Annotated in this window: 24 protein-coding genes and 2 tRNA genes; 12 read left to right on the forward strand and 14 right to left on the reverse strand. The window is 67.3% G+C overall.

Translation table 11 applies throughout. The features are described from left to right. On the reverse strand, positions 1 to 217 hold a 217-nt coding region (locus tag AB4Y99_RS07250), incomplete at its 3' end, for a TetR family transcriptional regulator (protein WP_441522849.1). A gap of 161 nt (positions 218 to 378) precedes the next feature. On the opposite strand from AB4Y99_RS07250, the gene AB4Y99_RS07255 reads away from it, so the two are divergent. The 3 genes from AB4Y99_RS07255 to dksA all read left to right on the forward strand — a co-directional run bounded on the left by AB4Y99_RS07255 (position 379) and on the right by dksA (position 3,362). Next, a complete protein-coding gene (locus tag AB4Y99_RS07255; RefSeq protein ID WP_441522850.1) occupies positions 379 to 1,752 on the forward strand; it encodes an MBOAT family O-acyltransferase in 1,374 nt (457 codons plus the stop codon). Positions 1,753 to 1,762: 10 nt separating this feature from the next. Continuing rightward, positions 1,763 to 2,755 (forward strand): hypothetical protein, encoded by a 993-nt coding sequence (locus tag AB4Y99_RS07260; RefSeq protein WP_441522851.1) that lies wholly within the window; start codon positions 1,763 to 1,765, stop codon positions 2,753 to 2,755. A 184-nt stretch (positions 2,756 to 2,939) separates the two neighbouring features. Next, complete coding sequence (gene dksA, locus AB4Y99_RS07265) at positions 2,940 to 3,362, forward strand: RNA polymerase-binding protein DksA (protein WP_038358616.1); 423 nt, start codon at positions 2,940 to 2,942, stop codon at positions 3,360 to 3,362. A gap of 134 nt (positions 3,363 to 3,496) precedes the next feature. Here the strand turns inward: dksA and AB4Y99_RS07270 are convergent, their stop codons facing one another. Beyond that, positions 3,497 to 4,384: a LysR family transcriptional regulator ArgP gene (locus tag AB4Y99_RS07270; RefSeq protein WP_441522852.1), complete on the reverse strand. Its 888-nt coding sequence runs from the start codon at positions 4,382 to 4,384 to the stop codon at positions 3,497 to 3,499. On the opposite strand from AB4Y99_RS07270, the gene AB4Y99_RS07275 reads away from it, so the two are divergent. Further along, a complete protein-coding gene (locus AB4Y99_RS07275) occupies positions 4,338 to 4,817 on the forward strand; it encodes a LysE/ArgO family amino acid transporter (protein WP_441522853.1) in 480 nt (159 codons plus the stop codon). The two genes, AB4Y99_RS07270 and AB4Y99_RS07275, sit on opposite strands and share 47 nt — an antisense overlap. Positions 4,818 to 4,951: 134 nt before the next feature. On the opposite strand, the gene AB4Y99_RS07280 is transcribed toward AB4Y99_RS07275, so the two are convergent. Further along, positions 4,952 to 6,145 carry an MFS transporter gene (locus tag AB4Y99_RS07280; RefSeq protein WP_441522854.1) on the reverse strand — a complete coding sequence of 398 codons (1,194 nt, stop codon included), beginning with the start codon at positions 6,143 to 6,145 and terminating at the stop codon, positions 4,952 to 4,954. Positions 6,146 to 6,375: 230 nt separating this feature from the next. Between AB4Y99_RS07280 and AB4Y99_RS07285 the strand changes: the two genes are divergently transcribed. Then, entirely contained in the window at positions 6,376 to 6,825 is a 450-nt protein-coding gene (locus AB4Y99_RS07285) for a winged helix-turn-helix transcriptional regulator (protein ID WP_441522855.1), read from the forward strand. A 176-nt stretch (positions 6,826 to 7,001) separates the two neighbouring features. Here the strand turns inward: AB4Y99_RS07285 and flgH are convergent, their stop codons facing one another. From flgH to flgF, 4 genes are all read right to left on the reverse strand, one after another. After that, positions 7,002 to 7,754: a flagellar basal body L-ring protein FlgH gene (flgH, locus tag AB4Y99_RS07290; protein WP_051987465.1), complete on the reverse strand. Its 753-nt coding sequence runs from the start codon at positions 7,752 to 7,754 to the stop codon at positions 7,002 to 7,004. A 20-nt stretch (positions 7,755 to 7,774) separates the two neighbouring features. Then, positions 7,775 to 8,227 (reverse strand): flagellar basal body P-ring formation chaperone FlgA, encoded by a 453-nt coding sequence (gene flgA / locus AB4Y99_RS07295; RefSeq protein WP_441522868.1) that lies wholly within the window; start codon positions 8,225 to 8,227, stop codon positions 7,775 to 7,777. A gap of 647 nt (positions 8,228 to 8,874) precedes the next feature. Beyond that, positions 8,875 to 9,666, reverse strand: a complete 792-nt coding sequence (gene flgG, locus AB4Y99_RS07300; protein WP_441522856.1) for a flagellar basal-body rod protein FlgG — start codon at positions 9,664 to 9,666, stop codon at positions 8,875 to 8,877. 20 nt (positions 9,667 to 9,686) lie between these two features. Next, positions 9,687 to 10,430 carry a flagellar basal-body rod protein FlgF gene (flgF, locus tag AB4Y99_RS07305; protein ID WP_441522857.1) on the reverse strand — a complete coding sequence of 248 codons (744 nt, stop codon included), beginning with the start codon at positions 10,428 to 10,430 and terminating at the stop codon, positions 9,687 to 9,689. Between the two features lie 282 nt (positions 10,431 to 10,712). Here flgF and fliL point away from each other — a divergent pair, with 282 nt between their 5' ends. The 6 genes from fliL to AB4Y99_RS07335 all read left to right on the forward strand — a co-directional run bounded on the left by fliL (position 10,713) and on the right by AB4Y99_RS07335 (position 17,762). Next, positions 10,713 to 11,216 (forward strand): flagellar basal body-associated protein FliL, encoded by a 504-nt coding sequence (fliL, locus tag AB4Y99_RS07310; RefSeq protein ID WP_038358623.1) that lies wholly within the window; start codon positions 10,713 to 10,715, stop codon positions 11,214 to 11,216. Between the two features lie 46 nt (positions 11,217 to 11,262). Further along, entirely contained in the window at positions 11,263 to 12,393 is a 1,131-nt protein-coding gene (fliM, locus tag AB4Y99_RS07315; protein ID WP_051987467.1) for a flagellar motor switch protein FliM, read from the forward strand. 11 nt (positions 12,394 to 12,404) lie between these two features. Next, entirely contained in the window at positions 12,405 to 12,866 is a 462-nt protein-coding gene (locus AB4Y99_RS07320) for a DUF6468 domain-containing protein (RefSeq protein ID WP_441522858.1), read from the forward strand. After that, positions 12,863 to 13,687, forward strand: coding sequence for a MotE family protein (locus AB4Y99_RS07325; protein ID WP_441522859.1), 825 nt, complete (start codon positions 12,863 to 12,865; stop codon positions 13,685 to 13,687). Before AB4Y99_RS07320 ends, AB4Y99_RS07325 begins: the two co-directional genes overlap by 4 nt. Before the next feature lie 237 nt (positions 13,688 to 13,924). Further along, entirely contained in the window at positions 13,925 to 14,206 is a 282-nt protein-coding gene (locus tag AB4Y99_RS07330) for a phosphate starvation-inducible protein PsiF (RefSeq protein WP_370956211.1), read from the forward strand. A 121-nt stretch (positions 14,207 to 14,327) separates the two neighbouring features. Continuing rightward, entirely contained in the window at positions 14,328 to 17,762 is a 3,435-nt protein-coding gene (locus AB4Y99_RS07335; RefSeq protein WP_441522860.1) for a hypothetical protein, read from the forward strand. A gap of 99 nt (positions 17,763 to 17,861) precedes the next feature. On the opposite strand, the gene AB4Y99_RS07340 is transcribed toward AB4Y99_RS07335, so the two are convergent. From AB4Y99_RS07340 to AB4Y99_RS07350, 3 genes are all read right to left on the reverse strand, one after another. Further along, on the reverse strand, positions 17,862 to 18,206 hold the full coding sequence (locus tag AB4Y99_RS07340) for a lipid-A-disaccharide synthase N-terminal domain-containing protein (RefSeq protein ID WP_113254706.1): 345 nt from the start codon (positions 18,204 to 18,206) through the stop codon (positions 17,862 to 17,864). After that, complete coding sequence (locus AB4Y99_RS07345; RefSeq protein ID WP_441522861.1) at positions 18,206 to 18,952, reverse strand: glycosyltransferase family 2 protein; 747 nt, start codon at positions 18,950 to 18,952, stop codon at positions 18,206 to 18,208. Before AB4Y99_RS07345 ends, AB4Y99_RS07340 begins: the two co-directional genes overlap by 1 nt. A 252-nt stretch (positions 18,953 to 19,204) precedes the next feature. Further along, positions 19,205 to 20,902, reverse strand: coding sequence for an ArnT family glycosyltransferase (locus tag AB4Y99_RS07350; RefSeq protein ID WP_191126028.1), 1,698 nt, complete (start codon positions 20,900 to 20,902; stop codon positions 19,205 to 19,207). Between the two features lie 274 nt (positions 20,903 to 21,176). Here AB4Y99_RS07350 and AB4Y99_RS07355 point away from each other — a divergent pair, with 274 nt between their 5' ends. Continuing rightward, positions 21,177 to 21,395, forward strand: coding sequence for a hypothetical protein (locus tag AB4Y99_RS07355; protein ID WP_038358629.1), 219 nt, complete (start codon positions 21,177 to 21,179; stop codon positions 21,393 to 21,395). Positions 21,396 to 21,524: 129 nt separating this feature from the next. Here the strand turns inward: AB4Y99_RS07355 and AB4Y99_RS07360 are convergent. The 4 genes from AB4Y99_RS07360 to AB4Y99_RS07375 form a co-directional block, all read right to left on the reverse strand. Then, positions 21,525 to 21,601, reverse strand: a tRNA-Arg gene (locus tag AB4Y99_RS07360). Between the two features lie 29 nt (positions 21,602 to 21,630). Continuing rightward, positions 21,631 to 21,936: an ETC complex I subunit gene (locus tag AB4Y99_RS07365; protein ID WP_441522862.1), complete on the reverse strand. Its 306-nt coding sequence runs from the start codon at positions 21,934 to 21,936 to the stop codon at positions 21,631 to 21,633. Between the two features lie 66 nt (positions 21,937 to 22,002). Then, a tRNA-Pro gene (locus tag AB4Y99_RS07370) sits at positions 22,003 to 22,079 on the reverse strand. Between the two features lie 99 nt (positions 22,080 to 22,178). After that, a complete protein-coding gene (locus AB4Y99_RS07375) occupies positions 22,179 to 22,661 on the reverse strand; it encodes a DUF192 domain-containing protein (RefSeq protein WP_441522863.1) in 483 nt (160 codons plus the stop codon). Positions 22,662 to 22,721 lie beyond the last annotated feature (60 nt).

Raw genomic sequence — 22,721 nt, forward strand, 5'->3', positions numbered from 1 at the left:
GCCTTTGCCGGATGGTCTCGACGACGGATTGCGCGCAGGCCTCGCGCAGCCCGCCCTTGCCGCCGAAATGATAGGCRATGCCCGCGCTGTTGACGCCCGCAGCCTGGGCGATCTGCCGGATCGAGCTCGCCTCGAAGCCATGCCGCCCGAACAGATCCAGTCCAGCCCTGATCAGAGCCGTGCGGGTTCCTTGATCGTCGAGAGAGAGCGCTGGCATGGCTGAAGCGTACCATAACCACCAAATTCAATCAATCGATTGATTGAATTTGGTGGGCACTCCCTTGCCCCGCGAGGTCGGAACAAGCGCGTCGATGCATCACATGACTCGCCGGAAATATTGGTCTAAGGCGGAAACCATCCTTTCAATCCGCCTGCCAGATGCTCTTCAATTCGTTCGTCTTCCTGCTTGCCTTCCTGCCGCTGGCGCTCGCTCTGCATTGGCTGGCGGAGCGCTTCGCGCCGCGCCTGCGCCTGCCGGTGCTGGTGCTGCTCTCCTTCGCCTTCTACGGCTACTGGGACTGGCGCTTCCTGCCGCTGCTGGTCCTGTCCATCGGCGTGAACTGGCTGATCGCGGAAAGCTTTCAGAAGACCAAGGCCAGCGGGCTGATCACGCTCGCAATCCTGCTCAACCTCGCCGTTCTGGCGGTCTTCAAATACTTCAACTTCTTCGCCGATCTCGCTGGAATGATTCCCGGATTGCCGGCGCCGAAATTCGACATCGCGCTGCCGCTCGGCATCTCCTTCTTCACCTTCCACCACATCATGTACCTGACGGATCTGCGGCGCGGCGAGGCGCCGCGCTACGATCTCGTCCGCTAYGCGCTCTACATCGCCTTCTTTCCGCAGGTGCTTGCCGGCCCGCTGGTGCGCTGGCGCGAGATCATGCACCAGCTCGACGAGCGCCCCTATCAGCGGCCCGACGCCGCCGAGCGCATCGGGCGCGGGCTGATGCTCTTGACCCTCGGCCTCGCCAAGAAGGTGCTGATCGGCGACCCGCTGTCGGAATACGCCAACCCGGTCTTCGCGGCCGCCGCGGCCGGCAAGGTCGTCAGCGTGATGGAAGCCTGGCAGGGGACTCTCGCCTTCACCTTCCAGATCTATTTCGACTTCTCCGGCTATACCGACATGGCGCTGGGCCTCGCCCTGCTCTTCGGCGTCGTGCTGCCGCAGAATTTCGAKGTGCCCTATCGCTCGGTCTCGATCCAGGATTTCTGGCGGCGCTGGCACATGACGCTCTCGCGCTTCCTGCGCGATTATCTTTATATCCCGCTCGGCGGCTCCCGATCCGGCCTGCCGACGCAGCTCTGGGCGCTCTTCGCCACCATGGCGCTCGGCGGCCTCTGGCACGGGGCCGGCCTCCACTTTGTCGCCTGGGGCGTCGCGCATGGGCTGGCGCTGATCGTCGCCCTGTTCTGGCGTCGCGCCGGGCTGCCGATGCCCGCCCCTCTCGGCTGGCTCCTGACCTTCCTCTTCGTGGTGCTGTGCTGGGTCCTGTTCCGCGCCACGAGCTTCGACGCGGCGGTGACCATCTACAAGGGGCTGTTCGGCCTCGCACCCATTGGAACCGGCCTCAAATGGCGCGCACTGCTGCCGGCCGCAGCCTTCGCCATCATCGGCCCGACAGCCTGGAGCCTCGTCCACAAGCTGCCGCCGGCGCGCTGGATCGCCGTGCTGAGCGGCCTCCTGTTCGTCATCATCCTGCTCAAGATCGGCGAAGACGCCAATTATGAGTTCATCTACTTCCAGTTCTGAGACCCCGGGCATGGCCGGGCGGACGCAATGGGAGCGCTTCACTGCGACGCTACTCGCTGCCGCGACGCTGTTCGCCGCCGTCTTCCTCGTGACGGCCTTCCTGCTCGACCCCTATGATACCGGCCGCTCACCGCTGAAGCTCAAGGAGGGCGTGCGCCCGCAGGGACCGCGCACCGCTCTGGCGAGCCGCGGCCGCGACCCGCAATTCACCGGCGCGATCTTCGGCAACTCGCATGTCCAGCTCCTCTCGCCGGAGCATCTAAAGGCGAAGACCGACATCCCGCTCGTCTCACTGGCGGCCCCCGCGACGCGCCCGAAGGAGATCATACTCACCATCGACTGGTTCCTGCGCCATCACCAGGCGACGCCCCCGCAGGCGATCGTCGTCGGCGTCGACGCGTTCTGGTGCACGCCGGACCCGGCGCTGCCGAACGACAAGTCCTTTCCGTTCTGGCTGCTCAGCCGCAGCCTGACAGCATATCTCGCCAAGCTGATGCGCTACGATTTGGTCGAGGAGATCCCGCGGCGGATCGCCTATCTGACTTCGTCCACGGCCGAGCGCGGCCGGCCCGACGGGTACTGGGACTATGAGGCAAGCTACCGTGCCCAGGGCTATGCGACCCGGCCCGATCTGCGCGAGAAACTCGAAACGCCGGCCGAGACCGGCGGCGGCAATGCCAGCGGCCCCTTCCCCGCTGCAGCCGCCCTCGAGGCGATGATGAAATCGGCCCCGCCCGAGACAAAGCTCATCCTCGTTCGGCCGCCGGTCTATGTCTCTGCTCTTCCCAAACCGGGCACGCCTGACGGCGCGGCCGAGGCCGCCTGCCTCAAGGCCTTCAGCGATTTCGCGGCCCGCAGGCCCCTCACCACCTTGCTGAACTGGCGCATCGACCGCCCTGAACTGCACGATTCGAATCTCTTCTTCGACCACACACATTACCGTCAGCCGATCGCCCGGCTGATTGAGGACGACATCGCCGCAGCGATCCGGGCGATGGATTGAGGCGGATTCAGCTGAAAAGCCGGCAGAATCCGCCTTTTGACCGACGTCAATCACGAAGCGGTTGAAGCTGTGTCGGAAGCGATTGTTCCGCTTGAAACGGATCGCTATAAGGGCGCGAAATCGGCTCACCCTCCCGCGGCAAAGCCGAAGGGCGCGTGAGCGGACAACGCAAGAGAGCGCGCCCATGTCGAAGCAGATCATCCTCGATGCGGACTACAAGCCGAGCGATGACGAGCCGTTCATGAACGACCGTCAACGCGAGTATTTCCGTGGCAAGCTCCTCGCCTGGAAGGACGAGATCCTGAAGGAGGCGAAGGAGACCCTCGTCGCCCTACAGAGCGAGAGCGAGAACCACCCCGACATCGCCGACCGGGCCTCCTCCGAGACCGACCGCGCCATCGAACTGCGCGCCCGGGACCGCCAGCGCAAGCTCATCGCCAAGATCGATTCGGCGATCGCCCGCATCGACGACGGCTCCTACGGCTATTGCGAGGAAACCGGCGAGCCGATCTCGCTGAAGCGCCTCGAAGCCCGCCCGATCGCCACGCTCTCGCTGGAAGCCCAAGAGCGCCACGAGCGCAACGAGCGGGTCTTCAGGGACGATTGAGTCGCGGCAGACAGTCTTCCGGCATTCTCTAAAAGGCCCCATGCCCACAGGCATGGGGCCTTTTGCGTCGGTAGCCGGGCATCGGAAACCCGATAGACTCACCCGCCGGAAAACATCGGATACCCGGACAGCGGTCAGTCGTGCCCGGGAAGCTGCTCCGGCGCTTGAACCGGGGCCAGCCTTCGGGCCGCGACGGAGCGCACGGCTTCCGTCAATCGGTCGAGCAGGCGCGCCGTCAGTCTCGTGCGCTGCCAGTAGAGTGTGACGGCGATCCGCCGGTAAGGCGGCAATTCGATTAGCCTTCCGGAATCGAGCAGGGGCAACGCGAGGGGCAAAGGCGCCATCGACCAGCCCARMCCSGCCAGCGTCATGTCCAGCATGCCYTGGGTCGACGGCGTCCAATGGATCGCGGATGAAATCTCCGTTCCCCAGGCCGCCCGCGCCCAGCGGGACTGCAACTCGTCCCGCCGGTCGAAGCGCAGCACCGGAGCGCGCCGAAGGCCGGCCGCATCGACGCCCGCATCGAAGAACCGGCCCAGGAAATCGGGGCTGGCGACGGCCACATATTCGATAACGCCCAATGGATAGATCCTGCAGCCGACAACGGGAGTGGGATCGGCTGTGACCGCGGCCAGAACTTCGCCGGCGCGGAGACGCTCGGCCGTATGGGCCTCATCCTCGAGGACGAGGTCGAGCAGAGCGCCGGTCTCCGCTGCGAATTGCGTGGCCACCGCGGGAAACCACGTGCTGACGCTGTCCGCATTCACGGCGACACGCACCGTATGAGGGCCGGTTTCCTGACCGGCCAATCCGGGCAGGTCATGGACGACTTCGCTTTCGAGCAATCGGACCTGCTCCATATGGGCGCACAGCTTGGCGCCGATCGCAGTGGGGCGGCAGGGCGTACCTCTCGTCAGCAGGATTGCCCCGACCCGCTCCTCCAGCCCTTTGACGCGCTGGGAGATCGCCGAAGGCGTGACACAGAGTGCCGCAGCCGCCTTCTCGAAACTGCCCTCGCGCACCACGGCGGCAAGGGCCGCGAGGGCGCTGGCCCTCGGGCTGGGAGGCGCGGCGTTCCTCAGCTGGTATGGCGCCTCGGCTCTCCGGCGGGCGGCCCATCCGTCAGCGCTCACTGTTGACCAGCAGGCCAGCATCAGCCTCGGCGCCGCCATCGCCGGAACCGCCGCCTTCACCTTCCTGAACCCCCATGTCTACATCGACACGGTGATGCTGATGGGTGCGGTCGGCGCGAGTCTCCCGCCGACGGAGCGTCTCCCCTTCATGGCTGGCGCCGTGATGGCCAGCTTTGCCTGGTTCGCGTCGCTGGGCTTTGGCGCCCGCTTCCTCGCCCCGCTGTTCTCCCGGCCTGGCGCATGGCGCGTCCTCGACCTCGCCATCGGCGTCATGATGCTGACGCTGGCAGCCAGTCTCGCCCGCGGCGCGCTCACGAATTGATGTCTGGGCTTGTTGGACCATCCGCAAAAAGCCCCGCGTCGGGAGGACGTGGGGCTTCTGGCCGCCTGCCTTTGAAGCTCGGGGAGCATGGTGGGCTGTCGGCGGCTCGGGAGGCCGCAGCGCCGTCCGCGCATCTAGCCGGAGATCCGTCTCGTCGCGGCTTCCGGGATGGACTTCAGCGTGAGGGCCCAGAAGGCCAGTGTCGCGAGACTGATCAGCGCGCCCGCGGCGCACACGCCGGGCCAGCCCGCATGGGCATAGATGACGGTCGAGGTTGAGGAACCGGCCGCGCTGCCGATCGAATAGAAGGTCATATACGCCGCCGTCAGGCGGTTCTGCGCATCGGGCCGCACGCGATAGATCATCGCCTGATTGGTGACATGGACAGCCTGAAGGCCGAAATCGATCACCAGAACCCCGGCGATCAGCCACAGGATCGAATGCTGAAGCTGGACCATCAGCAACCATGCCAGCAGCATCAGCGCGAGCGCGATCCCCGTTAGCCGTTGACCGTAGCCGCGATCGGTCCAGCGTCCCGCCCGTGTCGCCCCGAGCGCACCGGCGGCGCCCGCCAGGCCGAAAAGACCGATCTCCGTATGGGACAGCGAGAAGGGCGGCGCGCTCAGCGGCAGGACGAGCGGGGCCAGCAAGGTCGTGATGTTGGCGAAGATCAGCATGGCGATGACCCCACGGATGCGCAGGGTGGGCTCCGTGACGATCAGGGTGACGAGCGACGCGATCAGACGCCCATAGGACAAGCCGGCGGGCTTGCGCTCCTGCCGCGGCAGCACTCTCCAGAGCAGCAGCACGATCGCCATCGTGAGAGCCGCAGAGACGAAATAGACCGTTCGCCAGCCGGACAGGTCGGTGAGAGACCCGGCAACGGTTCGCGCCAGCAGGATGCCGAGGACGATCCCGCTCGTGACCACGCCGACGATATGGCCGCGTTCCGACGGGCGCGCCAGGCTCGCGGCATAGGCGACCAGAGCCTGCGTCACGACGGCCAGAAGGCCCACCGCCGCCATCGAGGCAAGCAGCATCGCAGCCGAATGCGAGACGCCGACACAGGCAAGAGCCAGCACGGACAGCAGGGACTGGCCGATGATCAGCTTGCGGCGATCGAGAAGATCCCCCAGCGGAACGAGCAGCAGCAGGCCGAGCCCATAACCCAACTGCGTTGCCCCGACGATCAGCCCGGCGACGCTGCGGGACAGATCGAGATCGTCGGCCATGACATCGAGCAGCGGATGCGCGAAATAGGCGTTGGCAACGGCTAGCCCGCTCGCCACCGCGAACAGCAAAATGGTGCGGCCATTCAGCGAAGGCATCTCGGGCGGCGCCTCCCCTGCGACCCGGTCCGCGGCCTGAACGGTCCCGTCCCCGTTTGAAGGACGAACGCTCTCCTTCGCGGCGCTGGGCAGCGCCGCGTCCTGATCCAAATCCATTGCAGACCTCAGATATCAGTTTTATGATGAAACCAAATTGGGCATAACGATATGAGTTTCATCATGCAACCAAAAAGAAGCGGATCGATCGCCCGCGGGTGGGGAACGGGCTGATGGTCGCTCGCAAGAGCCTGAAGGGGGATTATTGTCCCAGCGCGCGCTCCCTGGACGTGATCGGGGACTGGTGGTCGCTGCTGATCGTTCGCGATGCCTTCGACGGCATGACCCGCTTCAGCGAGTTTCAGAAAAGCCTCGGCATCGCCCGGAACATCCTGACCGATCGGCTGAAGACATTGGTCCAGAGCGGGATTCTCGACGCGGTTCCGCTGGGCGAGGGTGGAACGCGCGTGGAATATCGCCTGACCRCCATGGGCAAGGACCTATTCCCGGTCATGGTCGCGCTGCGCCAGTTCGGCGAGCGCCATCTCTTCGCGCCGGAGGAAAAGCATTCCCGCCTGGTCGAGCGCGAAACCGGCCAGCGCGTGAGCCTCGACGTGCGCACCGAGGACGGCCGCGCCATCGGGCCGGATCAGGCGGTGATCCTGAAGATCGAGGACGACTGACATGGAAAAGCCCCGCGCCGGGAGGACGCGGGGCTTCTGGCCGCCTGCCTTTGAAGCTTGGGGAGCGTGGCGGGCGGCCGGGGCTGTCGGCGGCTCGGGAGGAACCACCGGCCGAACCGGAGCGGAGACAAGGGGGAGCGTTCCGCGCCGGCCGGATTTCGGAAGATCGGCGCGGCTCAGAAGGGCAGCAGGATATCCATCACCTGCTGGCCGTAGCGCGGCTGCTGGACATCGGTGATCTGGCCGCGGCCGCCATAGGCGATGCGGGCCTGGGCGATCTTGGTCGAATCGATGGTGTTGTCCGACTCGATGTCCTCCGGCCGGATGACGCCGGCGACGATCAGCTCGCGCACCTCGAAATTGACGCGGATCTCCTGCTTGCCCTCGATCACCAAGTTGCCATTCGGCAGGTTCTGGGTGACCACCGCCGCGACATTGGTCGCCAGCGTCTCGGAGCGGTTGATCGAGCCCGCGCCCTGGCTGGACGAGTCCGAATCGAGCTTGAGCAGCGAGTCGGCCTTGGCGCCGTCCGGCAGGAACTTGTCGAGCTTGTTCTCGAAGCCGAAGGTGTTGGCCGCCCCGAAATCCTCGCCGTTCTTGCGCGAGCGCTGGGTCGTGTTGTTGAGCTGGGCCTTGTCGGTGACCTTGACCTTGACGGTGACGAGGTCGCCGACATTGCGGGCGCGCTGATCCTTGAAGAAGGCGCGCGAGCCGGTGCGCCAGAGCGAATTCGGTGCGAAGGAGGCGTGCTCCATCGCCGGCATCGGCATCTGGACGGGCTTGTAGCCCTTCGCCGCGGTCGGGTCCTCGACAGGCGAGAGTGTCGGGGCCTGCCCGACATTGGCGAGCCGGTCGCCGACGCCGCAGGCCCCGAGCGAGGCGGTCAGCAGCAAAAGGCCGGAGAGCTTGAGGATGCGGTTCGGGATCATGACGCTTTCCACGACGATACTCACTGGGCGCTGGCGATGCGGCCGATGGCCGGCTTGACCGAGACGCGGCCGGGGCCGGTGATGGTGCCCTGCAGCGTGCGCTTGGACTGGGGATTGGTGACGGAGACGACATCGCCCATCGCGCCGGAATCGTTCGTCCGGCCGCGCATGGTGATGAGCAGGCCCGGCCCCTCATAGACGATGGTGACGAGTTCGCCCTTGGCGACGATCTCCTCGCGCTGGACGTCGCCAGTGCGCAGCGGCACGCCGGCGAGCAGCGCCCGGCGCGCCACCTTGTCGATGGCGGCGCGGGAATCGCCGATCAGCTCGCTGCCCTGGCCGTCACGTGGGCGCCGCTCGACGATGACATCGTCCCGGCCGAGCGTCTCGCCGCGCGCGATCGCACGCTTGGGCACCACCACCTCGACCGTCTCGACGAGCTGGCCCAGGATGCGCAGCGGCTTCAGCCGCATGGCGGCGCTGCCGGGCACGGTGAGCCGCGCCTGGAGGCGCCGGCTGCGGGCATCGAAGGAGAGGTCGGACACGGCGATCTCGCCGGTCAGCTCCGGCTCGATCGCCACGGGCGGCACGCCACCGTCGATCGCGAGCGCGAACATGCGGGCATCGACGCCGAAGCGCTCCTGCAGCCCGGCCTTCACCGCCGCTTCGATCTCGTTGGCGCCGATCCGCCGGGCGGCGCGGGTCACCACAACCTGAGCGAAACCCTGGCTCTCCAGCTCCGCCGCGTCCCGGATCACGCCCGCAGCACGGGCCGCCTCGACGATGCGGCCGACCTGGATCGTGCCGGTCTCGCCGAGCGCCGGCGCCCGGAAGGCGGCCATGCCGGCGAGATCGCCGGAAAGCCCCGAGATCAGGTCGCCATAGGTGACGAGGTCTCGAACGAGATTGAGCTCCGGCCGCAGGACGAGCCTGTGCGTGGGAACAGCTGCAACGGCCGGGGCCGGGGCAGCTTGCGTCGCGGCCGCCGAAGCGATGGCGACCGGAGCGGTCCCGCTCCGTGCGCGAGGCTGCTGCGCCAGCGCCGTGCCGGCGTCGAAGGCCGCGGCGGCGAGCAGCAATCCTGTGAGGGTGAGGCGGATCATGGTGCTGGCCCTCCCGATCAACCGCGGAACATCTGCGTCGTCGCCGACATCATCTGGTCGGCGGCGGTGATGACCTTGGAATTCATCTCGTAGGCGCGCTGGGCCGCGATCAGCGAGGAGAGCTCCGTGACCGCCTGAACATTCCCTTCTTCGAGATAGTTCTGCTGCAGCGTGCCGAAGCCCTCCCCGCCGCCGAAGCCGTCGATCGGCTGGCCGGAGGYGGCCGTCTCGACGAACAAGTTGTCGCCGATCGATTCGAGACCGACCTTGTTCACGAAGCGGGTGAGCTGGATCTGGCCGAGCTGCTGCGGCGCGGTCTGGCCCGGAATCGTCGCCTCGACGATGCCCTGGGCGTTGATGTTCACCGAGGCGGCGTTGTTCGGCACGGTGATGCCGGGCTCGACCAGGTAGCCGTCGCGGGTGACGAGCTGGCCCTGCGCATCGAGATCGAAGGAGCCGTCGCGCGAATAGGTCGTCCGCCCGTCGGGCATGCGGATTTTGAAGAAGCCCTCGCCACGCAGCGCCAGATCATAGGGCTTCTCGGTCGGGCTGATGTTGCCCTGCGTCATGACGCGGCCGGTCGAAACCGTCTTGACGCCCGAGCCGATGAAGGTGCCGGCCGGAACCTGCGTGTTCTGGTCCGAGCTGGCCGAGCCGGCGCGGCGGAAATTCTCGTAGAGCAGATCCTGGAAGTGAATCTGCTGGCGCTTGTAGCCGGTGGTCCGGACGTTGGCGATGTTGTTGGAGATGACCTGGACGTTCATCTCCTGGGCCATCATGCCCGTGGCGGCTGTCTGCATGGCGCGCATGGGAGGGGTTCCTTTCCGGCTCAGGCCTGCTGGTCAGCCAGGCGCGAGATCGCCTTGCTGCGCAGGTCGTCGGAGCGGCTGATCATGTTCGCGACGTTCTGGTAGGCGCGCTGCACCTCCATCAGCCGGGTGAGTTCGGTGACGGCCTTGACGTTCGAGCGCTCGATCGAGCCGGGCTCCAGACGCGTGCCTGCCGGGACGGCCTGCGGCGGCGTCGGCGAGGAGAACAGGTTCGTCCCCTCGCTCACCAGCGCAGTCGGATTGGCGAAGCGAACCTGCCGGAGCTTGCCGCGCGTGCCCTGGTCGCTCGTCACCGTGCCGTCGGCGGCGATGCGCATGTCGAATTCGGTGTTGCCGAAGGTGATCGGCCCCGCCTCCCCCATCACGGTCTGGCCGGACTGCGTCACGAGCTGGCCCTGGCGATTGATCGTCAGCGAGCCGGCGCGGGTGTAGCGCTCGCCGCCGGCCGTCTGCACGACCAGGAAGTTGTCGCCCTTCAGCGCGACATCGAGCGGGTTGCCGGTGAACTCGGTCGCACCCTGCGAAAGGTCGAGCGGCGTGCCCTTGTCGATGACATAGGACAGCGCCTGGTCGGCCGGCTTGAAGGCCTCGGCCTTGGCTTTCGGCATGACGAATTCGCTGAAGCGCGCGCTGCGCGCCTTGAATCCGCTCGTGCCGACATTCGACATGTTGTTGGCGATGACGTCCAGCTCCCGCGACAGGGCGACCTGGCGCGAAAGGCCGATGAGAGAGGCGTTCTCCACGGCTTAACTCCCGATATGTCCCGCGGCGACCTCGACGCTCCCCAGCGCAGTCGCCACACCGGACACTCGGCAAGCGCCGTGCCAGCATGGTTAACTCAAGCAAGATATTGATTTAAAACGGTTTTCTTAGTGCCAGATCAATGCCGACACCCGGCACAACCGTTCGCAACGGCAAGAATGGCCCGGCAAAATCTGCCGCCCTTAACGGGACGTTAACCGTGATTGGAGATGGTGCGGGAGAGGTCGGCAGGACGCCGGCCGGACGGCCCGGGGCTGAAGCAGATGGCGAAGAAAGCCAAGACCGAAGACGAAGGCGCCTCCGGCCAGGAAGCGGCGAAAGGCGGCAAGAAGAAGCTCGTCATCGTCATTGCCGCCGTCGCCTTGCTGGCCGCCGCCGGCGGTGGAGGCTACTGGTTCCTGTTCAAGCGGCCCTCGGCAGAGCAGGCCGCAGAGGCCGCCGCCAAGGTCAAGAAGCCCGCCACCTTCCTCGAAATGAAGGACATGATGATCGGCATGTCGAATGGCGGCCAGCAGGACCGTCAGCCGATCATGAAGATTAAGGTCGTGCTCGAGATCGGCGATGCCAAGGTCTCCGAGGAGGTCAAGCCGCTGCTGCCGCGTGTCGAGGACGCCTTCCAGATCTTCATGCGCGAATTGCGCCCCTCCGACCTCGATGGCTCGGCCGGGATGTATCGGCTGAAGGAGGAGCTCCTGCGCCGGGTCAACATGACGGTCTACCCCGCCAAGGTGGACGCCGTTTTGTTCAAGGAATTGCTGGTGCAATGAGCGCCTCCAATCGCCCCGACGACCGCAACGAAGTGACGGCATCCCGATGAGCCTCGAACGCGACAATCCGGATAAGCCCCGCGACCAGCCGCTGACGCCCGAGACGATGGCGGCAGAGTGGTCGACGATGCCCGCCACCTTCGAGGAGGATGGCGAGCAGGAAGGCGGCACCGACCGCCTGATGTCGCAGGACGAAATCGACACGATGCTCGGTTTCTCCAGCGCCGAGGACAGCGCCTCGCGCAACGGCATCCAGGCGATCGTCGATTCCGGTTCGGTCGCCTATGARCGCCTGCCGATGCTCGAGATCATCTTCGAGCGTCTCGTGCGCCTGCTCTCGACCAGCCTGCGCAACTTCTTCACCGACAATGTCGAGGTGACGCTGGAGAGCATCCGCTCGGTGCGCTTCGGCGACTACGTCAACTCGATCTCGCAGCCGGCGCTGCTCTCGGTGTTCAAGGCCGAGGAATGGGATAATTTCGGCCTCGTCACCATCGAGACCGCCCTCACCTATTCGGTGCTGGACACGATGTTCGGCGGCAAGCGCGGCCAGCCCGCCCCGCGCGTCGACGGCCGCCCCTTCACCTCGATCGAGATCCAGCTGATCCGCCGCGTCATCCAGCTCGTGCTCGGCGACGCCGAGGCCGCCTTCAAGCCGCTCTCGCCGGTGACCTTCACCATCGACCGGGTCGAGTCGAACCCGCGCTTCGTCTCGATCTCGCGSCCGGCCAATGCCGCGATCCGCGTCGAGCTCAAATTCGACATGGAAGGCCGGGGCGGCTCGCTGCACATCCTCCTGCCCTATGCGACCATCGAGCCGATCCGTGAATTGCTGCTCGAAAGCTTCATGGGTGAGAAGCTTGGGCGCGATCCGATCTGGGAAAACCACCTCGCCACCGAGGTCTGGCAGGCCGATGTCGACGTCACCTGCGTGCTGCACGAAACCCGGATGCCGCTGAAGCGCGTGATGCAGCTCGAGATCGGCGACACGCTGATGTTCGACGCCCGCCCGGACTCGGCCGTGTCGCTGCGCTGCGGCGACTTCATGGTGACCGAGGGGCGCGTCGGCCGGGTCGACGGCAAGATCGCCGTGCAGGTCACGAGCCCGCTGCGGCGCTCCAAGACCACGCTCGCCGCCTTCGACAGTCTCGCCAGCCATCTCGGCGCCACCAACTGAGCAGGACAGCCATGACGATCAACCTCATCGCCGATGCGCTCGTCGCCAGCCTGCTCGTCGCCACCATCATCACCTGCTACATCCTGGCCAAGCGCATCGAGCGGCTGAAGGCGGACGAGGCCGGGATGCGCCAGACCGTCGGCGCGCTCGTCACCGCGACCGACAATGCCGAACGCGCCATCGCCGGCCTCAAGAACACACTGGGCGACTGCGACCGCACGCTGGAGGAGCGCCTGCGCACCGCCGAGCGCTACGCCGCCGAYCTCGCSGCSCAGGTCGAGGCCGGCCAGGCCGTGATGGAGCGCATCGGCCAGATCGTCAGCGCCGCCGCCCTCGTCGCAAAGCCGGCAGCCGAAGCGCAGCCGCCCGCCCCGGTCGAGCCCACCCCGCTCTCCCGCCTCGAAAGCGCGGCGCAGTCCGCCGCCGCGATCCGCGCCCGCGCCGCCCGTCGCCTCGAGGGCCAGGCTGCGTGATCGAACGCCCCCGCCTCCTGCCGGCAGTCATCCTCGGCGCCATGGGTCTCCTGGCGCTGAAGCTGCTCGCCTGGACGGCGGAGCCCTATCGGGGCACGATCCCGGCAAGCCCCCCGGCCTTCGCCGCCTCCGCCAAGGCGAAGCCCGAACCGGAAGTCCGGGGGCTCGCCAAGGGCGTCGCCCGGGCCCACGCTCCCGATATCTTCGACCCGGAGACGACGGGCTCGGTGCCCGCCCCCGATCCGAAGAAGGACAAGGAGAAGGCGGAAGCCGACGCCAAGGCTGAAGCCGCTCGCGCCGCGAACCCCAACAACAAGGCCGGCATCATTAACGGCACGGCGCAGCCCGTCTCGCCAGCCGAAAAGGCGCTGCTGGAACGCCTCGGCGAGCGCCGCGAGGAGCTCGACGGCCGCATGCGCGAGCTGGAGATGCGCGAGCGCCTGCTCGACACCGCCGAGAAGAAGCTCGACGGCCGCGTCGGCGACCTCAAGACCCTGGAAGAGAAGAACAGCCCGGCTGCCAGGGCCGCCGTCGAGGAATCCAAGGCGATCAAGAACCTCGTCATCATGTACGAGGCGATGAAGCCCAAGGACGCCGCCCGCGTCTTCGATCGGCTGAGCCTCGACGTGCTCGTGCCGGTGGTGCAGCAGATGAACCCGCGCAAGATGTCGGAAGTGCTCGCCGCCATGGCTCCCGAGCGGGCGGAGAAGCTCACCATCGCGCTGGCGACGAGCGGCCGCGGCCCGGCGCTCGACCGCGTCGCGAGCGAGGCCGCCCTGCCGGGCAACGAACTCCCGGCGATCGCGCCGGCCTCGCGCTAGGGCATCGGCTCGAAAAAGGGCATGCGGCTTTCGGGAAAAGCCGATGCCAAGACAACGAGCCAAGGCATCGGATCGAACACGAGACCGACCCAATGCCCTAGCCCCTGTACCCCGCCCCATCACGGTCAAGATTCATTCAGGAGCCGTTCAACCGGAGAGGCGCGAATTTCTGTCATCCGACAGCCGACCCGGCGACTGCCAGGAACCGATTATCCGGGTTATTGACGGACGACCTCCATGAAGCTGGCCCGCTACCTACTCCCGCTCGCCATGCTCGCCATGACGACGAGCTATGGATTGGCGCAGACCGCCACCCCGGCCCCCTCCGCCCCGGCGAAGCCTGCCGTCACCGCGCCGGCTCCGGCCGCTCCCGCCAAGACGGCCACGACGGGCGCCAAGACCACGGTGAGCGCCGCCGACAAGGCTGCCAAGTCGAAGGAATGCTCGACCCAGGCCGATCAGAAGGGGCTCCACGGCAAGGCGCGCAAGCGCTTCCGCGACGACTGCAAGCGGCATTGATGCCGGCAAGCCGGGGCGCCGCGTTAAGCAGCCATTATGCTTGACGCAGTAACCTGCGCGCAGGTCGGCGCATCCCCCGGGATGCGAGTCCGGCCTGCCGCGTTGGGTCGAGTCTCCGGTTTTGCGTCTGTCGCGTTCCCTCGCTTTCGGTATCGGGCTGACCGCGCTTGCGCTTGCGGCCGGTCTGAATGCGCCTGCTCTTGCTGCCAGCGCCACGCTGCGCGGCGAGGCGATGCCGGCCGGCTTCGGCCGCCTTTCGCTCGCCTTCGACCAGCCGACGCAGACGCGCGTGCGCGTCGCCAACGGGGTGCTGATCGTCGCCTTCGGCGATCCTGTCACGGTCGATGTCGCGAAGGTCGCGCGCGAATTGCCGAACTATGTCTCGATCGCCCGCATCGATCCGGACGGGCGCGGCATGCGCTTCGCGCTGACGCAGCCCTATAAGGCCAATCTGATCGAGGCCGGCGACAAGGCCTTCATCGACCTCCTGCCGCAGAACTGGACCGGCCTGCTACCCGGCCCGCCGCCCGAGGTGATCGCGGAATTGACCCAGCGCCTGCGCCTGGCCGAGGCGAGGGCCAGGGAGGCGAGCCGACAGCCTCCGGCGCCCGCGGCCATGCTGTCGATGCGCAGCGCGAGCCTGCCGACGCTGGAGCGCCTGATCTTCAAGGCGCCCGCCGGCACGGCGATGGCGTCCGACCTCTCCGACGGCAAGCTCAAGCTCACCTTCGACCGGGCGATGAACGCTGACGAGGCCGCCCTTCGCACCGCCCTGCCAGAAGGCATCGCGCTGGCCGCGCTCGACGCCGGCAAGGAGCGGCTCAGCCTGACGCTCGCCTTGCCGCCGGACTGGCAGGCGCGCAGCTTCGACGACGAGACCGGGCTGGTCGTCGACCTGCTCAGGCCAGCCAAGCCTTCGGCGCTCTCGCTTGCGTCCCTGCAAACGCTGCCCGAGCCCGCAGCCACCCCCGTCGCCGCCTCGCCCGTGTCGGCGCAACCGACCGAGGCCACGGCCGCGGGCGGCTCCGTTCCCGCCCCGGAAGCCAGGCTAGCCCCGGGTGCGACACCATCTGCCGCAGCGCCGGCTGCGCCCGAGCCCGCCCCGTCCAAGGTCGCGATCGTCGCGGCCGAGAAGCGCCTCGACTTCCGCTTTCCCCGCCCCACCGGTGCCGCCGCCTTCCTCGACTCCGGCACGATGACGCTGGTTTTCGACACGCGCGACACCATTGACCCCGCCGATTTGACCGGGCGTTTGCCGCAGCAGATCGAGGACAGCACGGTCAGCCGCGAGGGCAAGGCCACGCTCGTCAGGCTGCGCCTCGCCGGCCAGCCGCTCGCCCGCTTCTTCGCCGACGGCAACGGCTGGTCGCTCGACCTCGCTGAGGAGGGCGGCGGGCCTGCCGCGGCGATCGAGCCACGGCGCGGCGTCGACGAGCGCGGCCAGACGATCCTCGCCGTGCCGATGCCCGGCCTGACCGGCGTGCACTGGCTGGAATCCGGACCTGCGGGACTGCCCGTCGCCGTCGCCACCACGCTGGGCCCGACCCGACTGACGCCGAAGCCCTACCGCTTCGTCGAGTTCGGCCTTTTGCCCACCGCGCAGGGCCTCGCCGTCCAGCCGCGCTCGGACGACATCGTCACACGTGCCGGCACCAACGAGGTCCGTATCGGCCGTGCCGGAGGGCTCACCGTCTCGCTCGACCTCTCCGGCCAGGACGGGACCCAGGCTGCCGCCCAGTCGGACCAGCCGCCGCCGGCGCCTCCCCTCCTCGACCCCGAGCGCTGGGCCAAACTGCGCCTCGGCTCGCCGCAGGAGCAGGCCCGGGCCCTAATCCAGGATGCGGCGGGCGCATCGCGGAGCCACAAATCGGAAGCAAGGCTGGCGCTCGCCCGCTTCTACCTGGCAAATCACCTCGCCCCCGAGGCCCTCGGCCCGCTCGATGCGCTGATGCGAGACGATCAGCCGATGCGCGCGAATCGCGAAGCGCTCTTCCTCAAGGGCGTCGCGGCGGCGCAGATGCACCGCAACCCGGAAGCGCTCGCCGCCTTCGAGGCGGCGCCGATCAAGGACGATGCGGAAGCCTCCCTCTGGCGCGCCCTGATCGAGCAGCGCCTCAATCGCAATGCCCAGGCCCTTGCCGGTTTCCGTCGCGGCGAAGCGTTTCTCGAGCGCTACCCGGCAGACCTTCAGGGAGAATTCCGCGAGGCAATGACGCGTGCCGCCCTCGCGACGCAGGACATGGGCATGGCCGAGCGGCAGGTCCAGGCCCTCGCCGACATGCCGCGCGACAACTTCGATCAGGAGAAGCTGGCTCTGCTGCAGGCGATGCTCGACGACGCCAGCGGGCGCGCGGACATCGCGATGAACGGCTACCGGCCCCTGTTCGAGGCCACGAGCCGCCCCGTCGCGGCGGAGGCGCAACTGCGCGCGGTGAAACTCGCCGACACCGACAAGCGCAGCGACCTGAAGGTCGACGAGGCCGTCGCCCGGCTCGAAACCGTCTCGGTGGTCTGGCGTGGCGGCCGCGTCGAGATCGAGGCGCTGGCCGAGCTCAACCGGCTCTACACCGACCAGAAGCGCTGGCGGGACGCTTTCCTGATCGCTCGCCGCGCCAACGAGAATTTCCCCGACGATCCGCTGACCCGGCGGATGCATGACGAGACGGCACAGCGCTTCGCCGAGCTCTTCGCCGATGGCGGCGCCGACAAGCTGCCGCGCATCGACGCGCTCGCCCTCTTCTACGATTTCAAGGAGTTCCTGCCGATCGGCCGGCGCGGCGACGAGATCACCCGCCTGCTCGCCGACAGGTTGGTGGAGCTCGACCTGCTCGACCAGGCGGCCGAGATCCTGAAATACCAGATGGACCGACGCCTGACGGGGGCGGCACGCTCGACGGTCGCCGCGCGCCTCGCCATGATCGACCTGATGAACGGCAAGCCCGCCGATGCGGTGCGCGCCCTCAACGCGACGCGCCTCGTCGAATTGCCGGCCGATGTCAGGCGCGCCCGCCTGCTGCTGGAAAGCAAGGCCCTGTCCGACCTCTCGCGCACCGACCAGGCCTTCGAGATGCTCGAGAGCGAGCGCGGCCCGGAAGTCGACCGGCTGCGTGCGGATATCTATTGGACCGGCCGGCGCTGGCGCGAGGCGGGCGAGGCCTATGAGCGCATCCTCGACGAGAGCTGGCGCGGTGACAGCCCGCTCACCGACAGCCAGCGCGCCGACGTGATGCGCGCCGGCATCTCCTATGTGATGGCGAACGAAGCGCTCTCGCTCGACCGGCTGCGCAGCAAATTCGCGCCGAAGATGGCCCAGAGCGCCGATGCCCGCACCTTCGCCTTCATGACCGGGGCGAACCGGAACAAGGCGGCCGACATCCGCGAGCTGGCGCGCGCCGCCGCCAGCGCCGACACGATCTCGGAGTTCCTCAAGGCCTATCGCGAGCGCTACCCGGCCTATTCCGCGGCGATGCGCAAGCCGCAACCGCCGGGCGCGGCCGGGCCAGCTCCGGTCTCCCAGGGCGCGGCGGCCGACGGCGCCCCGCAGTCGAACGGTTGAGAGACCTCCGTTCCGTCATTCCGGATCGGCGCGGCTTCGCCGCTTGTCCGGAATGACGACTTTCGGCTGACGACGTCGGCCTCCGGCACCGAACGAACCTCAGCCCGGCCCGGAATTGGTATCCTCGCCTCGCGCCTTCGCCCGCAGCACGAATTGCAGGTTGCGGAGATAGACGAAGACGCCGAAGCCCTGGCCGACGATGAAGACCGGATCGCGTCGGTAGAGCGCGTAGACCAGCAGCAATGCTCCGCCGCCGATCGAGAACCACCAGAAGGTCATCGGCACGACCGAGCGCTTCGCCTTCTCGCTCGCCAGCCACTGCACGACGAAGCGCATGGTGAAGAGTCCCTGCGCCACCACGCCGAGCAGCACCCACCAGTCGATGTTGTTGACGAAGACGTCGTGGAAATAGTTTCCGACGGCCTGTTGCAGGTCGATCAGCATCAGAGGGTCTCCGCGACGATCTGCGGCACGCGCTTGCGCCGGCGGATCAGCCACCAGACACCGGCAAGGTCGAGGATGCCGACCCAGAGCCGGTCGAAGAAGCCGTAATTCGAGACGCCGGTGAGCCGCGGCCGGTCGCGCACATCGACATGCACCACCCCGTAGCCCTCCCGCACCATCAGCGCCGGCATGAAGCGATGCAGCGCATCGAAATAGGGCAGCGCCAGATAGGCCTCGCGCCGGAAGCATTTCAGCCCGCAGCCGGTATCGCGCGTGCCGTCCCTGAGCACGCGCACGCGCACGGTGTTGGCGATGCGCGATTGCAGTTTCTTGAAGCCGGTGTCCTTGCGGCCGACGCGCTGCCCTTGCACCAGCCCGGCCGCCAGCCCGGCCTTCTGAAGGGCCTCGACCATCTCCGGCAGGAAAACGGGATCGTTCTGGCCGTCGCCGTCGAGCGTCGCGACGATGGCCGAGCGGGCATGGCGCACGCCGCTGCGCACCGYCGCGCTCTGCCCGCAGGATTGCGCATGGGTGACGACGCGCAGCCAGGGCTTGGCCGCCGCCAGCGCCGCCAGCGCCGCGGCCGTCCCGTCCGTGGAGCCGTCATTGACGTAGACGACCTCGAAGGGGCCGATCGCGGCGCAGGCCTTCTCGATGTCGGCGACGAGCGGCGCGATGTTGCCCTCTTCATTGCGCACGGGCACGACGACGCTGAGCAAGGGCTGAGGGGAAGGGACTTCGGTCAAAACGGCTTCATCCGGGACATGGCTGGCACTGCTCTAGAGCAAGATGCGGCTGTGTGTGAACCACTTTTGCGTTCTGGACGGCACTGTGGACATTCCACCCCTCACCCTGAGGAGCGATGACAGGGAGCATCCTGGAGGATGTTTCGGGACGCTCGGGAGCCATCCGAAGCATCCTTCAAGACGTCATTCCGGGCGGAATGGCGTCCCGGGACGAGGGCCTTTCTCATGTCCATCTGGTTCCGGGGCCGATGGTCAGCCCGGCTCCTTGGCGAAGACGGCGATCGAAAGCTTGCGCCCGCCATTCAGGTTGAACCCCTCGATCGTCGTCAGCAGGCGCGGTTTCACCGGCGAAGCAGCCAGCGCCGCGTCGAATTCGCCGGCGAAGCGGCTCTCGACGAAGGCCACGCGGCATCCGGGCTGATCGAGGAAGGCGGCGGCCTGCGTCCCGCCCGCCGCCATGGCAAGATCGGTACCGGTCAGGAAGACGAGACTCGGCTCGCGATAACCCAGCGTGATCACGGCCGGATCGGCGCAGCCCGCCGCCTTCGCCGCCTGTGCCAGCCGCGGCGAGAGCTTGAGCGAGCGCAGGCTCTCGATGGCGAAGGGATAGATCGCGACGGTCAGGAACAGGCTCGCCAGCACGCAGCGCCAGAGCGCGCCCTCGAATTCGAGCCGCCGGAACGCTGCGACGACGCTCACCCCGACCGCCAGGACGAGYGCGAAGAACGGCAGCGCCAGCCAGGGGACCGCATGATCCAGCGTCCAGTTGCCGAAGATCACCACGGCCATCAGGGCGAGCGGCACGGTCACGACGAGCGTCGCCGTCGCCACCGCCCCGCGCCGGTGACGAGCGATACCACCATTGACGACAGCCAGCAGCAGCAAGGCCGTGATCGCCGGATAGAGCGGCAGCACGTAATGCGGCAGCTTGGTCGGCACCGCCTCGAAGACGATCCAGGACGGCAGGATCCAAGCGATCAGGAACAGGATCTGCGGCTCCTTGCGCCGAACCCAGGCGAAGGGCACCGCCATGGCGGCGAAGGCCGCTGCCGGCCAGTAGGTCGCGAAGAAGAAGAGGAGATAGAGCCCCGGCGGCCCCCAATGCTTCTCCTGCCCCTCGGCGACCTTGCCGAGCATGTCCTGCCCGACGCTCTCGGCGAAGAAGCTGCCGCCGGTCTTGACCATGATCGCGACGAACCAGGGCAGCGCGACGATCAGGCAGAGCAGCAGCCCCGGCCCGAAGCGCAGCGGCTTCAGCCAGCGGAAGGAGCGCTGGCTCGCGCTCAGCACGAGGATGGCGAGGCCCCAGACCATCGGTACGATGGGTCCCTTGATCAGCAGGCCGATGGCGGTGGCGCCCCAGAACACCAGCCAGTTGCGCCGGCTCGGCACGAAGGCGAGCGAGCGTGTCCAGTCCAGCCATGTGCGGGCGAGCGCGCCCATGCTGGCGACGGCACAGGCGGCAAGCACGGCATCGGTCTTGGCGATACGCGCCTCGACGCCGAGCAGCACCGCCGTCGCCATCAGAGCTGCGCCCAGAAGCGCAAGCGGCGGCGACAGGAAGGCCAGCAGCGCCCAATAGGTCAGGAGCACGGTCGCCGTCGCGCCGATCAGCGAAGGAAGGCGATAAAGCCAGATCTGCGTGCGTGCCTCGGGCACACCGAGCGCGGCGCCGGCCTTCACCGCCGCGCTTTGCAGCCAGTAGATGCCGACGGGCTTCTTGTGCCGCGCCTCCTCCTGGAAGCGGATATCGACGAAATCGCCCGTCTCCAGCATCTGCTTGCTGGCCTGCGCGAAGCGCGGCTCGTCGCGGTCGATCGGCTGAAGCGTGCTGAAGCCCGGCAGAAAGGCGCAAAGCGAGAGCAGCAGCAGGAAGGCACAGGCGCGCGCGTGGCTGGCCGAGACGAAAGCCGTGAGCCGGTCGATCGCGGGCGTGAGTGAAAACATCATCCATCCTCGCGACGCCGAGGCCGCGCTTTTGCCGAGAGAGCCGGTCTAGCCGAAGAGCCGCTCCCGATGAAGCGCCTTTCGGGCGCGATCAAGGCAGCGCGCCTGGCCCGAGCGCAGATGCCTGGCGCTGAGCCGGGCGCCTGCCAGACCCGCCCGCCGCGTTCGAGGGCTCGGCCCAATCCGCAACCGGGCGCTGGCTTCAAAATTGCGCGGCCGTCGGCAGCTATGCCTATGCCGGCCCGATTTGAAACAGTTTGTACCGCATGGGGCCATCATGTCGTTGAAGCACGACCAAAAACAGTTCGTCTCTAACTATGACGAGTGCACCGTTCTTCTGTTGAGCGCGTTTTTCTGCGTGACCGGGCAAACGGCAGCAGACAACCACTTGCGAAAGGCCATCGAAGGCCTGCTGGTCGACCTGACCGAAGCCGAAAAGGAAAGAGCCCTTTCGAACATCGTACAGTTCGATCCGCGACACCCGCGCGGTCGCTGATCACTGGTGAGGCTGGAGCGTTCCGGGAACGATGCGCCGCACCCATCGGCGCGGCTCTAAGTCAGAACGAATAGCGGCATGCCTGTCAGAACGCCTCGAAGAACAAAGAGGAATTCCGCTATGAAACGATGGCGAGCCCGGCAGGATTCGAACCTGCGACCAGCAGCTTAGAAGGCTGCTGCTCTATCCATCTGAGCTACGGGCCCGTAACCGGTTCTATCCTCGCCTCGACGCTTCAGTGCGTCCACTGGCCGATGCGCGAGAACTTGAAATTGTCCGAATAGGAGATCGAGCGGCGCACCGGCTCATGCGGCTGCTCGACGCGATAGGGGATGCCGTTGCGCGTCGCATAGGCGACCGCCTCGGCCTCGCTGTCGAACCAGAGCTTGAGCTGGCTCTTCATGTCGGAGGAGGAGGTCCAGCCCATCAGGGGCTCGATCTGGCGGGCGCTTTCCGGCTCGTATTCGAGCAGCCAGCGCTCGGTCTTKGCCGTGCCGGACTGCATGGCMKTGCGGGCKGGGCGRTARATGCGTGCGGTCATGAAAGCGCTCTGCCGTCACAAAATCCCATGCAGCCCGAAAGCCAGGCTGCGGCGTGACGTTTCCAGTGGTCGGGGCACCAGGATTCGAACCTGGGACCCTCTGCTCCCAAAGCAGATGCGCTACCGGGCTGCGCTATACCCCGACGGCACTCGAAACGTTGCGGTTCGCTATCACGCCATGGGCCGAACCCGYAAGCCAAAGCGAAGCGGTCTCGCCCCCACAGGACGCCGCCCGTCGCCGTTCAGCGCTTGAACAGCGCGTGCTCGACCTTGTCGCCCGGCTTGATGCCGAGCTGCCGGCTGACACCGCCGTTGATTTCCAGCACCGACAGCACCGGCTCACCGGACGGAATCGTCCGCGTCGACAGCGGCTCGGTGTTCTCCGCGATGCGAGCGATCGTGCCATCGGCCCGGATGAACAGCATGTCGAGCGGAATATAAGTATTCTGCATCCACATCGCCACCGGCTCGCTGCCTCCGAAGTCGAACAGCATGCCCCGGTCCGGCGGCAGGTAGTTGCGATACATCAGGCCCTTGGCGCGCTGGTCCGGCGTGCGCATCACCTCGACATGGAAGGCGTGCCGCGTGCCGCCGCTCACGATCGTCAGCGCTTCGAGCCCTGGCGCCTCCCCTGCGGCCGGCTGGGCCTGTGCCCTCGCCCCCAGGGGAGCGAGCGCGGCGAGGAAAAGCGCGATTGCGGCGAAAGCGGTCCGGAGGGCATGCATCGCTTCTGAACTCCATGGCGATCGTCGCCGGACTCCGAGCTAGAAGGCGGCGATGGCGAA

Origin of the sequence: Allobosea sp. TAB14 (assembly GCF_052113865.1) — a bacterium.
Classification (GTDB): Bacteria; Pseudomonadota; Alphaproteobacteria; order Rhizobiales; family Beijerinckiaceae; genus Allobosea; species Allobosea spartocytisi.

What these genes read in the sequence shown, in the direction of transcription:
- AB4Y99_RS07375 (WP_441522863.1), bottom strand. Translation starts at nt 22,661, where the DNA reads ATGCATGCCCTCCGGACCGCTTTCGCCGCAATCGCGCTTTTCCTCGCC.
- AB4Y99_RS07340 (WP_113254706.1), bottom strand. Translation starts at nt 18,206, where the DNA reads ATGCTGATCGACCTGCAACAGGCCGTCGGAAACTATTTCCACGACGTC.
- AB4Y99_RS07355 (WP_038358629.1), top strand. Translation starts at nt 21,177, where the DNA reads ATGTCGTTGAAGCACGACCAAAAACAGTTCGTCTCTAACTATGACGAG.
- flgH (WP_051987465.1), bottom strand. Translation starts at nt 7,754, where the DNA reads ATGATCCCGAACCGCATCCTCAAGCTCTCCGGCCTTTTGCTGCTGACC.
- fliL (WP_038358623.1), top strand. Translation starts at nt 10,713, where the DNA reads ATGGCGAAGAAAGCCAAGACCGAAGACGAAGGCGCCTCCGGCCAGGAA.
- AB4Y99_RS07330 (WP_370956211.1), top strand. Translation starts at nt 13,925, where the DNA reads ATGAAGCTGGCCCGCTACCTACTCCCGCTCGCCATGCTCGCCATGACG.
- AB4Y99_RS07260 (WP_441522851.1), top strand. Translation starts at nt 1,763, where the DNA reads ATGGCCGGGCGGACGCAATGGGAGCGCTTCACTGCGACGCTACTCGCT.
- AB4Y99_RS07280 (WP_441522854.1), bottom strand. Translation starts at nt 6,145, where the DNA reads ATGCCTTCGCTGAATGGCCGCACCATTTTGCTGTTCGCGGTGGCGAGC.
- dksA (WP_038358616.1), top strand. Translation starts at nt 2,940, where the DNA reads ATGTCGAAGCAGATCATCCTCGATGCGGACTACAAGCCGAGCGATGAC.
- flgA (WP_441522868.1), bottom strand. Translation starts at nt 8,227, where the DNA reads ATGCGGCTGAAGCCGCTGCGCATCCTGGGCCAGCTCGTCGAGACGGTC.